Annotated in this window: 9 protein-coding genes; 5 read left to right on the top strand and 4 right to left on the bottom strand. The window is 71.1% G+C overall.

Going from position 1 to position 14791, the window contains the following annotated elements; translation table 11 throughout:
• The first annotated feature begins 83 nt into the window (after positions 1–83).
• The 3 genes from CITRI_RS0112565 (at position 84) to CITRI_RS0112555 (ending at position 6160) form a co-directional block, all read left to right on the top strand.
• Positions 84–1790, top strand: a complete 1707-nt coding sequence (locus CITRI_RS0112565; RefSeq protein WP_083843439.1) for a CYTH and CHAD domain-containing protein — start codon at positions 84–86, stop codon at positions 1788–1790.
• A 202-nt stretch (positions 1791–1992) separates the two neighbouring features.
• The gene (gene purH / locus CITRI_RS0112560; RefSeq protein ID WP_010145203.1) at positions 1993–3783 is read left to right on the top strand and encodes a bifunctional phosphoribosylaminoimidazolecarboxamide formyltransferase/IMP cyclohydrolase; all 1791 of its coding nucleotides are present in this window, start codon (positions 1993–1995) and stop codon (positions 3781–3783) included.
• Between the two features lie 142 nt (positions 3784–3925).
• Complete coding sequence (locus CITRI_RS0112555; RefSeq protein WP_010145202.1) at positions 3926–6160, top strand: NADP-dependent isocitrate dehydrogenase; 2235 nt, start codon at positions 3926–3928, stop codon at positions 6158–6160.
• Between the two features lie 116 nt (positions 6161–6276).
• Here CITRI_RS0112555 and CITRI_RS17655 read toward each other — a convergent pair whose 3' ends face one another.
• Positions 6277–6768, bottom strand: a complete 492-nt coding sequence (locus CITRI_RS17655; RefSeq protein WP_010145201.1) for an Hsp20/alpha crystallin family protein — start codon at positions 6766–6768, stop codon at positions 6277–6279.
• 185 nt (positions 6769–6953) lie between these two features.
• On the bottom strand, positions 6954–8465 hold the full coding sequence (locus CITRI_RS0112545) for an APC family permease (RefSeq protein ID WP_029139295.1): 1512 nt from the start codon (positions 8463–8465) through the stop codon (positions 6954–6956).
• Between the two features lie 177 nt (positions 8466–8642).
• Here CITRI_RS0112545 and CITRI_RS0112540 point away from each other — a divergent pair, with 177 nt between their 5' ends.
• The gene (locus CITRI_RS0112540) at positions 8643–10574 is read left to right on the top strand and encodes a heavy metal translocating P-type ATPase (RefSeq protein WP_141566103.1); all 1932 of its coding nucleotides are present in this window, start codon (positions 8643–8645) and stop codon (positions 10572–10574) included.
• Between the two features lie 21 nt (positions 10575–10595).
• On the opposite strand, the gene glsA is transcribed toward CITRI_RS0112540, so the two are convergent.
• The gene (gene glsA, locus CITRI_RS0112535) at positions 10596–12494 is read right to left on the bottom strand and encodes a glutaminase A (RefSeq protein ID WP_029139294.1); all 1899 of its coding nucleotides are present in this window, start codon (positions 12492–12494) and stop codon (positions 10596–10598) included.
• Between the two features lie 47 nt (positions 12495–12541).
• Entirely contained in the window at positions 12542–13567 is a 1026-nt protein-coding gene (locus CITRI_RS0112530; RefSeq protein WP_010145197.1) for a D-isomer specific 2-hydroxyacid dehydrogenase family protein, read from the bottom strand.
• A gap of 56 nt (positions 13568–13623) precedes the next feature.
• Between CITRI_RS0112530 and CITRI_RS0112525 the strand changes: the two genes are divergently transcribed.
• The gene (locus tag CITRI_RS0112525) at positions 13624–14565 is read left to right on the top strand and encodes an SDR family oxidoreductase (RefSeq protein WP_010145195.1); all 942 of its coding nucleotides are present in this window, start codon (positions 13624–13626) and stop codon (positions 14563–14565) included.
• Positions 14566–14791: the final 226 nt, after the last annotated feature.

Raw genomic sequence — 14791 nt, 5'->3', positions numbered from 1 at the left:
AGGACTGGTACGGGGATTCGAGGAACTGATGGCGGGCTTCGATTCTTCCGGGGTTTCGGCGCCGTGTCTGGGATCATGGTGCCATGAGTGACGCAGTCCATGTGGAGATCGAGCGGAAGTACGACGTCGACGGCCAGGCCTCCCTGCCCCGGCTCAACGGCGTGGGCGGTGTGGCCCAGGTCCGGTACCGCCCGCCGATGGCCCTGGAGGCGGTCTACTTCGACACCCCGGACCGGGTCCTCTCGGCCAACGGGGTGACCCTGCGCCGGCGCACCGGCGGGGCGGACGCCGGCTGGCACGTGAAGATCAAGTCCGGCGACCACCGCCTGGAACTGCAGTCCCCGCTGGACGCGGAGGACTGCACCGACGCCGCGCCCGGTCCCGAGGGCGTGCGCGTCCCGGACCGGATCCTGGACCTGGTGCAGGTCCACGTGCGCGGCAAGTCGCTCGGGCCGATCGCCCGGCTCAACACCCTGCGCTCGGTGGTGGACCTGATGGACTTCCACGGCCGCCAGCTCGCCGAGGTCTGCGACGACCAGGTGGCCGCCATGTCGGTGGGGTTCCGCTCCGAGTCCCGCGTCCAGCACTGGCGGGAGTGGGAGGTCGAAGTCGTCGACGCCGACCTGCTGGACTCCGCCCTGAAGGTCCGCGAGGTCGCGGGGGAGGGCCCGACGCCGGACGGGGCCGACCGCGCCGCCGAGGCGACCCCGCAGGAACCGGCCTCGGGCGCCGTGCGGTTCCTGGACGCCGTCGGGCAGGTCCTGCAGGACTCCGGAGCACGGCCCTCGGCAGCGGGCTCGAAGGTGGAGAAGGTGGTCGGCAAGGCGGCCGATCCGCTGGACCCTCGCGCGGTGGACGCCCCGGACGGGACCACCCCGGGACTGCACGCCGTGCTGACCAAGACCGTCCGCGCCGAGATGAAGGTGCTCAAGGGCTGGGATCCGCTGGTGCGCCGCGACGTGGAGGACTCCATCCACCAGTTCCGCGTGGTGTGCCGGACCCTGCGCTCCACCCTGCAGACCTACTCGCCGCTGCTGGACCCGGACGCCACCGCCGGGGTGAACAAGGACCTGCGCAGGCTGGGCCGGCTGCTCTCCGTGGCCCGGGACGCCGAGGTGGTCCGGGACCAGGTGGACGAGAGGATGGAGGACCTGCCCGGCGGGGCCTCCGGTCCGGTCGCGGGGACGGTCCCCGGCAAGACGGTCAAGCGGTTGCGCAAGGTCAAGGCCGAGGAGTACTCCGCGGCCCATGACGAGCTCCTGAAGCGGATGCGCACCCAGTGGTACTTCGACGTCCTGGACCGGCTGGACGCCTACGCCCGGGATGTGCCGCTGCACCCGGAGATCGACGAGGCGCAGGCCGCCGACGCCGCCGGGACCATGGAACCGCTGGCCGCCGAACAGGTCGACGCGGTGCTGGAGCTGGCCGAGCGGGCCGCCACCGAGGAGGACGCGGAGCGCCGGATCGAGCTGATGCACGAGGTCCGCAAGGAGGCCAAGCGCCTGCGCTACGCGGTCAAGGCCGTCCAGGACGCGACCGGACTGGACCTGGGCAGCCACCTGGTGGCCCGCATGAAGACCGCCAAGAAGCTGCAGGAGGCCCTGGGCGAGCACCGGGACTCCATCATGTTCCAGGAGCACGTGCTGCACACCGCGAAGAAGGCCGCCAAGGCCGGTGAGGACACGTTCGGCTACGGGGTGCTGTACGCCGCGGAGTTCGGCCTGCAGCGCCGGTCCGAGGAACGCGCCGGGAAGCTGGTGGAGCACCTGGCCCAGTCCCACGGCGAGTGAGGCACGGGCGCCTCCCCGGTCCGGGCGCCTCCCCGGCCCGGGGGGCCGTCCGGCCCCGACGCCGGGGTGGTCCCGGTCGTCCCCACCCGTCATCCCGGCCCGCCCCGCGCCGCCCCGACCTACACTGGATGCGGCGTCCGGCCCGGCCGGCACCCCTCACGCACTTCCGCCGTACCGGACCGAAGCACCCAGGAGCACACCAGTGACCATCCAGCTCGACCGGGTCCCGCTCAAGCGGGCCCTCATCTCCGTCTACGACAAGACCGGGCTCGAGGAGCTGGCCAGCGGCCTGCAGTCCGCCGGGGTCCAGATCGTCTCCACCGGCTCGACCGCGAAGCGGATCGCCGCGGCCGGGGTCCCGGTGACCGAGGTGTCCGAGGTGACCGGGTTCCAGGAGTGCCTGGACGGCCGGGTGAAGACGCTGCACCCGATGGTGCACGCCGGGATCCTCGCCGACCGCCGCCGCGAGGACCACGTGGCCCAGCTCGAGCAGCTCCACGTGCAGCCCTTCGACCTGGTGGTCGTGAACCTCTACCCGTTCGTGGACACCGTGCGTTCCGGCGCCGGCCAGGACGAGGTCGTCGAGCAGATCGACATCGGCGGGCCCTCCATGGTCCGCGCCGCGGCGAAGAACCACCCCTCCGTCGCGGTCGTCGTGGACCCGGCGAGGTACGGGGACGTGGTGAGCGCGGCGCAGTCCGGCGGTTTCGACCTGCGGACCCGGCGCCGGCTGGCCGCCCTCGCCTTCGCCCACACCGCCGCCTATGACAATGCCGTGGCCTCCTGGACCGCCGCGCAGTTCGAGGCCGACGACGACGTCGAGACCGACGCCGCGGTCACCGGCGCCGGTCAGGTCGCGCAGGACGTGCCAGCCCTGAGCCCGTCCGCGCCCGTCTTCCCGCCCTATGCCGGCGTGACGCTGCAGCGCGCCGAGACCCTGCGCTACGGCGAGAACCCGCACCAGAAGGCCGCCTTGTACGTGGAGGACGGCGCCGCCCCCGGCATCGCCCAGGCCGAGCTGCTGCACGGCAAACCGATGAGCTACAACAACTACGCCGACGCCGACGCCGCCCTGCGCGCCGCCTACGATTTCGACGTCCCGGCCGTGGCCATCGTCAAGCACGCCAACCCCTGCGGCGTGGCCGTGTCCGAGGAGGCGCCGGTCTCCGGCGCCCAGGGACACGATCCGATCGCCGAGGCCCACCGCAAGGCCCACGCCTGCGACCCGGTGTCCGCCTTCGGTGGCGTGATCGCCGCCAACCGCGAGGTCACCGCCGGCATGGCCGCCACCGTCAAGGACATCTTCACCGAGGTCGTCATCGCCCCGGCCTTCTCCGCCGAGGCCCTGGAGATCCTCTCCGCCAAGAAGAACCTTCGCCTGCTGCGCCTGCCCGAGGGCTACGCCCGGGACTCCGTGGAGTACAAGCAGGTCTCCGGGGGCATGCTGCTGCAGGCCCGGGACGCGATCGACGCCGCCGGTGACGACCCCGCCACCTGGACCCTGGCCGCCGGTCCCGCCGCGGACGGCCAGACCCTCGCCGACCTCGCCTTCGCCTGGCGCGCGGTGCGTGCCGCGAAGTCCAACGCCGTGCTGCTGGCCTCGGACGGGGCCACCGTCGGCGTTGGCATGGGGCAGGTCAACCGGCTGGACTCCTGCCGGCTGGCCGTCGAGCGCGCCAACACCCTGGGGGCCGCCGCGACCGGCGCCCAGGACGTGGGGACGGGCGCCGGGGCCGGAGGCGCCGAGATCACGACGGCGGGTGGTGCCGAGAACGTCACCGGCACCGGGGCGCCGGAACGGGCCCGCGGCGCGGTGGCCGCGTCCGATGCGTTCTTCCCGTTCGCGGACGGGCTGCAGATCCTGATCGACGCCGGCGTGCGCGCCGTGGTCCAGCCTGGTGGCTCCATCCGCGACGAGGAGGTCATCGCCGCCGCGGAGGCGGCCGGCATCACCATGTATTTCACCGGCGCCCGGCACTTCTTCCACGGCTGAGCGCCGGGAGGACGGTGCCGCCAGGTCCGGTCACCGGATCGGTGGACCGGGCGGCCTCCGGTAGATTAGGGCCGGATTGAACCATCACCACGACCCGGCGAGGCCGTCACCCGGTTGCGCCCTGTGAGGAGAGCGACGCTTCATGTCGAAGATCATCTACACCCATACCGACGAGGCACCCATGCTGGCCACCGGCTCGCTCCTGCCGCTGGTCCAGGCCTTCGCCTCGACCGCCGGTGTGGAGATGGAGACCCGGGACATCTCGCTGGCCGGCCGCATCCTGGCCGCCTTCAACGATGTGCTCCCCGAGGACCAGCGCGTCAGCGACGCCCTCGCCGAACTGGGTGAACTGGTCAAGACCGATGACGCCAACGTCATCAAGCTGCCGAACATCTCCGCCTCCGTGCCGCAGCTGAAGGCCGCGGTCGCCGAGCTGCAGTCCCACGGTTACGCCCTGCCGGCCTACCCGGACGAGCCGAAGACCGCGGAGGAGAAGGACGCGCGCGCCCGCTACGACAAGGTCAAGGGCTCCGCCGTGAACCCGGTGCTGCGTGAGGGCAACTCGGACCGTCGGGCCCCGCAGTCGGTGAAGAACTTCGCGAAGAAGCATCCCCACTCCATGGGCGCCTGGTCGGCCGACTCCCAGACCAAGGTCGCCTACATGAAGCGGGATGCGTTCTTCCACAACGAGAAGTCCGTGATCATCCCCGAGGACGGCACCATCCGCATCCAGTTCGTGGACGGCGAGGGTGAGACCACCGTGCTGAAGGACGACTTCAAGGTCCTGGCCGGGGAGATCGTGGACGGCACCTTCATGTCCGCCCAGGCCCTGGACGAGTTCCTCACCACCCAGATCAAGCGGGCCAAGGACGAGGGTGTGCTGTTCTCCACGCACCTGAAGGCCACCATGATGAAGGTGTCCGACCCGGTGATCTTCGGTCACGTGGTCAAGGCCTACTTCCCGGCAGTGTTCGAGAAGTACGGTGCTGAGCTGGACGCCGCCGGCCTGAGCGCCAATGACGGGCTCGCCGCCATCCTCTCCGGGCTGGACACGCTGGACCCCCAGGTGGCCGAGGGCGTGCGCGCCGAGATCGAGACCGCCTACGCGAACGGTCCGGACCTGGCCATGGTCAACTCGGACAAGGGCATCACCAACCTGCACGTGCCCTCGGACGTCATCGTGGACGCCTCCATGCCGGCCATGATCCGCTCGTCCGGGCACATGTGGAACAAGCACGGCCAGGAGCAGGACACCCTGGCCGTGCTTCCGGACCCCTCCTACGCGGGCATCTACCAGGTGGTCATCGATGACTGCAAGGCCAACGGTGCCTTCGATCCCACCACGATGGGCACCGTCCCGAACGTCGGGCTGATGGCCCAGAAGGCCGAGGAGTACGGGTCCCACGACAAGACCTTCATCCTCGAGGAGGCTGGCACCGTCCAGGTGGTCGACGGCTCCGGGGCCGTGCTGATCGAGCACCAGGTGCAGGCCGGGGACATCTGGCGTGCGTGCCAGACCAAGGACGTGCCGGTGCGCGACTGGGTCAAGCTGGCGGTCACGCGGGCTCGCGCCTCCCAGACCCCGGCCGTGTTCTGGCTGGACGAGAACCGCGCCCACGACGCGAACGTCATCGCCAAGGTCCGGCAGTACCTGACCGAGCACGACACCGTGGGGCTGCAGATCGAGATCATGGATCCCCAGGAGGCCACCCACTTCACCATCGACCGCCTGCGCCGGGGCCAGGACACCATCTCCGTGTCCGGCAACGTCCTGCGCGACTACCTGACGGACCTGTTCCCGATCCTGGAGCTGGGCACCTCCGCCAAGATGCTCTCGATCGTGCCGCTCATCAACGGCGGCGGGCTGTTCGAGACCGGGGCCGGCGGCTCGGCCCCGAAGCACGTCCAGCAGTTCGTGGCGGAGAACCACCTGCGCTGGGACTCCCTCGGCGAGTTCCTCGCCCTGGCAGTGTCCTTCGAGCACGAGGCCGTGTCCAACGGCAACGCCCGCGCCCAGGTGCTGGCCGAGACCCTGGACCGTGCCACCGGGACGTTCCTGGAAGAGGGGCGCAACCCGTCCCGCAAGGTCGGCGAGATCGACAACCGCGGCTCGCACTTCTACCTGGCCCTGTACTGGGCCCAGGAGCTGGCGCAGCAGTCCGACGACGCCGAGCTGGCCGCCAGCTTCACGGACATCGCCGCAGAGCTGGCCGAGAACGAGCAGGCCATCATGGACGAGCTCAACGCTGTCCAGGGGTCCCCGGTGGACATCGGCGGTTACTACCACCCGTCCCCGGAGAAGGTGTCCGAGGCCATGCGTCCCTCGGCCACCCTGAACGCGGTCGTCCAGAAGATCGTGGACAAGCTGGCGGTGTGATGCCCCTCCGCGGCTAGCGGACGGGACGGCCCCGTCCCATCTCGGCATCCGAGGCGGGACGGGGCCTTCCCGCGTTCCGGGCACTGCGCCCGCGGAACAGTGTCCGCGGGAGCGGATCAGATGTTGGGGTCCACCTGCGGTGCGGACGGGCCCTGGTCCTGGCCGCTGGTCTCGGTGGCGGTCGCCTGGATGTCCTGGGCGCCGTTGCCGGTGGACACCTTGACCTTGCGCGGCTGGGACTTCGGCGAGACCGGGATGGTCACCTTCAGCACGCCGTGGTCATAGGTGGCGGAGATGTTCTCCAGGTCCACGTCCTGGCCGAGGTTCAGCTGGCGGACGTAGCTGCCGGTCTCCCGCTCGCGGGTCATCCACTGCACGCCCTCGCGCTCGGTCACCGCCGCCTTGCGCTCGGCGCGGATGGTCAGCAGCTGGCCGTCCACGTCCACGTCGACACTGGAGGGGTCGACCCCGGGCAGGTCGGCCTCGACGATGTAGCGGTCGCCGTCCTTGTAGAGGTCCATCGGCATCTGCCGCAGGCCGCGCACCGGGCTCAGCAGCTGTCCGGCGAGGCGATCCAGTTCACGGAAGGGGTCGATACGAGTGGCCATGGGTTCTCCTTGGTCTGGTTGTGTTGACTGCGGCCGGCCCGGGCCCGCCGCAAAGGTGCTCCATGCCGGGCGGCTGGAGGTCCGGACCGTGCACCCTGCATAACACCTCGGACTTGAGCTTTATTCGCTCAAGTCTGTTGCGCGGTGCCCGGACCTCTGAGGATGGCCGCCGGTCTCCGGGCCCGTCAATGCCCCGGTGGCCGGGGCGGCAGGTGGTCGTCCTGGCCGATCAGGAGGTCCCCCACCGGCACTCCCTCCTCCCGGTTGGTCGCCTTGTTCACGAAGTGGGTGACCACCCAGAGGAGGATCCCGAGGATCATCAGGCCGCCGGCGATCTGGTAGACCACGGCATCGCGCTCCACCCAGGGTCCGGCCAGGTACAGCGAGAAGGCGCCGGCGACGTATGGCAGGATCCGGGGGGCGTTGAAGGCCGTCCGGTGTTCTGCCTCGTCCGGCCTCTGCCGCCGCTGGCGCCTCAGCACCACGCAGGCCACGTTCACCACCGCGAAGACGCATAGGAGCAACAGGGCGGTGGTGCTGGAGAGGTTCTGCACGATGTTGCTCTCCGGGTCGGAGGTGACGTACCAGATCAGGGCCATGGCCAGGACGGTGGTGAAGATGATCGCGGTCCAGGGCGTCCGCCGGTGCGGCAGGACCTTCCCCAGGGGTCGCGGCAGCACATTCTGCTTCGCCATGCCGTAGACCAGCCGACTGGCCATCAGCATGTTGATCAGGGCGGTGTTGGCCACGGCGAACACGGCCAGGAACGGGAAGATCCGGTCGATCGGGAAGTCCGGGGCGCCCTTCTGCACCACCTCCAGCAACGCCCGGCCCTCGGCCTCGCCGATCCGGGCCAGCTCGGTGGGGGTGAGCACGGCGACCGCGGAGACCGCCACCAGCATGTAGAACAGCACCGCGATCCCGAGCCCGGTGAGCATGGTGCGTGGGAAGATGCGCTGGGGGTCCTTGGTCTCCTCGACCATGTTGACGGCGTCCTCGAAGCCCACCATGGCGAAGAAGGCGATCGAGGTCGCGGCGGTGACCGCGAGGAAGAGTCCCTTGTCCCCGTTGTCCTGGAACACGACGAGCTGGCCCAGGTCCGCGCCGTTCTGGGCCATCGCGAAGAACCCGACGCCGATCACGATGCACAGCGCGGTGACCTCCACCAGCGTCAGCACCACGTTGAACTTGATGCTCTCGCCCACGCCCCGCAGGTTGACCAGGGCCAGCAGCACCATGAACCCGAGCGCGAGCGCCGTGACGGCCCCGCCCTCGACCGGTCCGCTCCAGCCGTTGACCTCGAGCCCGCCGAAGAAGTTCTGGGCGAGGACGTTGGCCGAGGTCGAGGCACTGGTGATGCCGGAGCACACCACCGCGAAGGCGACGAGGAACGTGAGGAAGTGGATGCCGAAGGCCTTGTGCGTGTACAGCGCGGCCCCGGCCGCGTGCGGGTAGTGCGTGACCAGCTCCAGGTAGGACAGGGCGGTCATGGTCGCCACCGCGAAGGCCAGCAGGAAGGGCAGCCAGAGGATGCCCCCGACCATCCCGGCCATCGGGCCGGTGACCGCGTACACCCCGGCACCGAGGATGTCGCCGACGATGAACAGCAGCAACAGCCTGGGCCCGAGGACGCGTCTGAGCTGTCCCTCCTCCTGACCCCTAGCGACATCCGGGACTTCATGCGAGGTGGTGCCCACGGGCCCTCCCGAGTTCGTCGAGGTCACACAGTCATCGCAGTTTGGACCCGGCGGGGTGCGGAGTCAAGGCGGTGGCCGTCAGGGAGGCCAGCCTTGCCTTTCTGGAAAGCCTGGCCCGCCTCAGGGAAACTACAGTCAGCGGAAGATGAGCTTCCGAGCGTCCGGAGAGGCGGCGGCATGAGGTTCTGGTCGATGGTGCGCTCCTATCCCTGGGTGGCTTCCACCCTGCTGGTGCTCGTGGCCACTCTCCTGCTCGAGTTCACCGGCATGACGGGCCCGGCGCGGTGGCTGGCGACCGGGTTCGGCGCCGTCATCGTGCTCTACACGGCCGCGGGCATGGTCCGGGACCTGGTGCGCGGTCACTGGGGCATCGACATCCTGGCCGTCACGGCGATCGGTGCGACCCTGCTGGTCGGGGAGTACCTCGCCGCCCTGGTGGTCTGCCTCATGCTCACCGGCGGGGAGGCCCTCGAGGGGTTCGCCGCCGGACGGGCGAAGCGGAGCCTGACGTCCCTGCTGGAGCGGGCCCCGCAGGTCGCGCACCGGCTGGATCCCGACGGCGGGGCGCAGGACGTGCCCCTGGAGCAGGTGGACGTGGGGGACCGGTTGCTGATCCGCCCGGCAGAGGTGGTCCCGGTGGACGGCATCCTCGTCGCCGGGGCCGACGGAGCGGACGTGCAGGCCGACTTCGACGAGTCGTCCCTGACGGGGGAGTCCCTGCCGGTGACGCGCCGGACCGGGGACCAGGTGCTCTCCGGCGCCCTCAACGGCCAGCAGGCGGTGGTCCTGCAGGCCACGGCCCGTCCCGAGGACTCCCAGTACGCGAGGATCCTGTCGCTGGTGCGGGAGGCCTCGGAGTCCCGGGCGCCCATGGTGCGCCTGGCCGACCGGTACGCGGTGCCGTTCACCCTGGTCGCCTACCTCATCGGCGGCATCGCCTGGTGGGTCTCCCAGGATCCGGTCCGCTTCGCCGAGGTCCTGGTGGTGGCCACTCCGTGCCCGCTGCTCATCGCCGCGCCCGTCGCCTTCCTCGGCGGGATGTCCCGGGCCGCGGCGAACGGGGTCATCGTCAAGTCCGGCGGCATCATCGAGGCGCTCGGCTCCGTCCGCACGGTGGCCTTCGACAAGACCGGGACCCTCACCTACGGCCGCCCGGAACTGCTCGAGACCCGGCCGGCCGGTGCCGTGGACGGAGCCGCGCGCCTGAGTGAGAAGGAGCTGCTGCGGCTGGCCGGGTCGGCGGAGCAGTACTCGGTGCACGTGCTGGCGGACTCCATCCGCCGGGCCGCGGAGGAACGCGGGCTCAGCCTGATCACCGCCTCGGAGGCCTGGGAGGAGGCAACCAACGGGGTCACCGCCGTCCTGGACGGACGGACGGTCATCGTGGGCAAGGCCGCCTACGTGCGGGAGCACGCCACCGGGCTGGACCTGGCCGAGCTCAGCCCGGGGGAGTCGGCCGTCTACGTGGGCGTGGACGGTGGCTTCGCCGGCACCCTCATCCTCTCGGACCGGCTCCGCGCCAACGCCGCGGACACCCTAACCGAGCTGGACCGGCTCGGGGTGAAGAACCGGATGATGCTCACCGGGGACGCCGTGGCCACCGGCCAGCACATCGCCGCCCAGGCCGGCATCACCGACGTCGAGGCGGAGCTGCTGCCCGAGGACAAGGTCCGGTTGGTCCGCCAGGCGCGGCCCGGACCGGTCATGATGGTCGGCGACGGCGTCAACGACGCGCCCGTGCTGGCCGTCGCGGACGTCGGGGTGGCGATGGGCGCGCGGGGATCGACGGCCGCCTCGGAGACGGCCGACGTCGTGATCATCCGGGACGACATCTCCCGGTCCGCCGTGGCCGTCTCGGTGGGCCAGCGCACCCTGCGCGTGGCCAAGGAGTCGATCTGGGCCGGGATCGCGCTGTCCCTGGTGCTGATGGTGACCGCCGCGTTCGGGGTGATCCCGGCGATCGTCGGCGCGCTGTTCCAGGAGGTCGTGGACGTGGTGGCGATCGCCAACTCGCTGCGGGCCATGCGGGCCGGGCGGAACGAGCTCCAGGACTTCGCGGCCCTGCGGGACGACTCCGCCGAGGCCCGGGCCGAGATCACGGTCGGCTGATCCGCCGGGCGGCCCGGGGGTTCAGTCGTTCCGGGCGCCGGACTCGCGGGTCATCTGCTCCACCGTGGTGTACGCGTCCCGGGCCAGGGCGGACCACAGCTTGATGGCCAGTTGCGGGTCGGTCTCCTCGAGGGAGGAGATCATCTGCGCGGTGAGCACCCGCGTGCTCACCGGCCCGACGGCGCGGACCGTGGTGATCTGCCGTCCGGCCTGGCCCAGGGCGATCTCGCCGAAGATCATCCCGGGGGACAGGAACACCTGCCGGTAGCGGCGTCCCCCGGCCCCCTGGCTGGTGAGCTCCACCTGTCCGGAGGTGATGAAGTAGATCCCGCCGAACGGCTGGCCGGCACGGCGGATGACCTGACCGGCCCGGAAGTCCCGGTTCTCCATCAGGGTGGACAGGGTCTGGGCGTCCTGCTCGTCGAACAGTTCCAGCAGCGGGGACCGGGCCGGCTCCTGCCGCCCGGCCGGCACCAGTTCGGGCGCGTGCCGGGACAGCACCCGCATCTCCATCCACTCCACCGCCAGGGACCGGGAGAGGAACAGGCGGAAGGAGGGCCCGGCGTCGGCCGGGTCCTGGGTGCGTCCGTCCGGTTCCCCGGCGTCCTCGAACGGGCTGGGCAGCGGGCCGTAGGAGGAGTCCTCGGCGTCCTGGACCATGGCCTCGGCCAACTGTCGGTCGTCGTCGACCAGGACCAGGTCCCGCCCCTCGGAGAGGTAGGCGCGCACCACCTGGTTGAACATCCGCACGGCGGCGCGGCCGAAGTCGTCCACCTTGGACACGTCCACCATCAGGGTGCGCGTGGACTCCGGCAGGTCGGTGGTGTAGCGCACGAAGGTCTCGGCCTCGGCGAAGCCGATGTCCCCGCCGATCTCCACGATGCGGCACTCCCCGCCGTGCCGCTCCAGCGTCTGCAGCGCCTCCACGCTGCGGGGGACGCCCGAGGGCGACTCCGCCAGGTCGTAGGAGGACCGGATGGTGGACCGGCCCACGGGCGGGGCGTCTCCGTAGTGCAGGCCGAGGTCGGTGGCCAGCCGCTTGATGGTGGCGGCTCCCCGCACGGAGGTGCCGTGGTGGTCCAGGGGCGGGGAGAACAGGCCGATCCCGATCTGGCCGGGCACCACCACCAGGACGCCACCGCCCACGCCGGACTTGCTCGGCAACCCGACCTCGATCGCCCAGGTGCCGGCGTCGTCGTACATCCCGCAGGTGGACAGCACCGAGAGCACCCAGCGCACCGTGCGCGGCGCGAACACCCGCTCGCCGGTCACCGGGTTCACGCCCTGGTTGGCCAGCGTGGCCGCCATCACGGCGAGGTCCTTCGCCGTCACGAGCACCGAGCACTGCCGGAAGTAGTCCAGCACGACCGGCTCGGGGTCCGACTCGATGATGTTGAAGGAGCGCAGCAGCCAGGCCAGCGCCCGGTTGCGGTGCCCGGCGCGGTCCTCCGAGCGGAAGACGGACTCGGAGACCTTGAGCTCGCGGCCGGCGGCGTCGGAGAAGGTGTTGAGGATCCGGCCCATCCGGTCGCGGCCGCCACGGCCCTTGATGAGCGCGGTCGTGGCGATGGCCCCGGCGTTGATCATCGGGTTGTCCGGCCGTCCGGTCTCGGCCTGCAGCGAGATCTCGTTGAACGGGTCACCGGAGGGCTCCACGTCGATCTTCTCCTGGACCTTCTCCGGGCCGAGGTCCTCGAGGGCCATGGCGTAGGTGAAGGCCTTGGAGATCGACTGGATCGAGAACTTCTGCTCGGTGTCCCCGGCGGCGTAGGAGTGCCCGTCCACGGTGGTCAGCGCCACCGCGAACAGTTCCGGGTCCATGTCCGCCGTGGACGGGATCGCCTGGTGGGGCACCCCGGCGTCCAGGGGCCGGATCTCGTCCAGCAGCCGATCGAGGTAGTCCTGCACCGGTGATCTCATGCCCCCAGCCTATGCGGGTCGGACCCGTCCGCCGTGACGGTCTGCGCTCAGTAACCGCCGACCGGGTCCACGCGGCCCTCCAGGGGTGCTCCGGTGGCCCGGGCCTCGAGGTTCCGCCCGATCCGGGCGTCCAACAGCGGGATGCACATCTCAGGGGTGTCCGCGGTGTGGGGTGTGATGACGCACCGCGGCTCGGCCCAGAGCGGGTGCCCCTCCGGCAGCGGTTCGGGGTCGGTCACGTCGAGGCCGGCGGCGTGGATCGAACCGGCGGCCAGGGCGGCCACGAGGGCGTCCGTGTCCACCAGCGTGCCGCGGGCGACGTTCACCAGGACGGCGTCCGGGTCCATGAGCTCCAACTGGCGGGCACCGATCATGCCCCGGGTGAGGTCGGTGGCCGCGGCGGCCACCATCACGACGCCGGCCCCGGGCAGGACCTCGTCCAGCCGGTCCTGGGTGACGGTGCGGTCGGCACCGGGGATATCACCGTCGTGGCGACGGACGATCGTGACACGCGTGTCCCAGGCCTTGAGCAGGCGCAGGTACTCGCGGGCGATCCCGCCGCCGCCGACGATCACGCAGTCCATGCCCTGCAGCGTCCTGCCCCCGGCCGGGCCCCAGTCGGTGGCGCGGATCCGGGTGGGCAGGTCCCGCAGCAGGGCCAGCGTGAGCATCAGGGCGTGCTCGGCGACCGGCGGGGCATAGGTGCCCTTGGCCGAGGTCCAGGTGATGTCGGACCGGGAACGGATCAGCGGCACGTAGGGCTCGATCCCGGCGAAGGGCAACTGGACCCAGCTCGTGCGCGGGTTGGCGGCCAGCGCCGCCTCGACCTGTTCGACCGGGATGGGCCGGACCAGCACGAGCGCGGTGGCCGAGCCGTCACCGTCGGGCTCCCGGGCGCTGTTCGCCACGACCGAGCCCCCGGCGCCGAGCGCGGCGCGGGTGGGGCCCTCATGGGCGTCGGCGTACGGGGTCCCGGTGCGCAGGTCGGTGGGCGGGAGGATCAGTACCCGGTCCGGCCCGGTGTGCCCGGCCGGGGCCGTGGAGAGCGGGGACGCGGCGTCGGCAGTGGTCATGGCCCCATGGTGCCATGACTTGTCAGGCCCTCCGCGGCGTCCCTAGGGTCGACCGCATGACCGATACCGAGAAGAACAGCAGCGCCGCCGACCACGCCACCGACGTGCGGAACCAGCTGGCCGACGGTGACCCCACCACCAAGTTCCCGAAGGTCTCCCCGCCCGAGCAGCACCAGCCCGAACCGGGGCTGGACGTGAGGACCGAACCGGTGCCGGACATCGGTTTGCAGAGCTATCGCGGCCTGGGCCGGTTGACGGGCCGCAAGGCCCTGGTGACCGGTGGCGACTCGGGTATCGGCGCCGCCGTCGCCGTGGCCTTCGCGCGCGAGGGGGCGGACGTGGCGATCGCCTACCTGCCGGCCGAGGAGGAGGACGCCCGGCGCGTGGTGCAGGCCGTCGAGGAGTCCGGTCGCACCGCCGTCGCCCTGCCCGGCGACCTGCTGGACGCCGACTACCGGAACGGCTTGGTGGACGCCGCCGCCGAGAGGCTGGGCGGACTGGACATCCTGGTGAACAACGCCGGCAAGCAGCTGATCAGCGAGTCCCTCGAGGAGCTCACCGACGAGCAGGTGGACCAGACCTTCCAGATCAACATCAAGTCGATGTTCACCCTCTCCCGGGCGGCCCTGCGCCACATGGGACCGGGATCCACGATCATCAACACCACCTCGGTCCAGGCCTACGAGCCGAACCCGATGCTGCTCGACTACGCGTCCACCAAGGCGGCCATCAACAACTTCACCAAGGGCCTGGCACAGCAGCTCGGCGAACGGGGCATCCGCGTGAACGCCGTGGCGCCCGGTCCCGTGTGGACGGTGTTGCAGGTCAGCGCCGGGCAGCCGAAGGACAAGCTGCCGGTGTTCGGCCACAACACCCCGCTGGGCCGCGCCGGACAGCCGGTGGAGATGGCCCCGGCCTACGTGTTCCTGGCCTCTGCGGAGTCCAGCTACGTCAACGGGGAGACGCTCAACGCCAACGGCGGCACCCCGACCCCCTGATCCGGCCTCTGCCGGGCACGCGAGAATGGAGGGATGACCACCGCCCCGGACCCGTGCCCTTCGACCTCGAGACCCTGGGTGCAGGTCTCGTCTTCGCCCAGTCGTTGCCCGGCCTGCTCCGGGTGCTGGCCGACGAGCGCGTCGCCGTGGTCCAGGCCCCGCCCGGTACCGGCAAGACCACGCTGGTCCCGCCGGCGGCGGCGAACCTGCTGGCCCTGCAGGCCGC

It is taken from the genome of Citricoccus sp. CH26A, from assembly GCF_000224415.1.
Lineage (GTDB): Bacteria > Actinomycetota > Actinomycetes > Actinomycetales > Micrococcaceae > Citricoccus.
The sequence above is the reverse complement of the archived record's forward strand: the minus strand, read 5'-3'. Positions and strand labels throughout refer to the sequence as shown.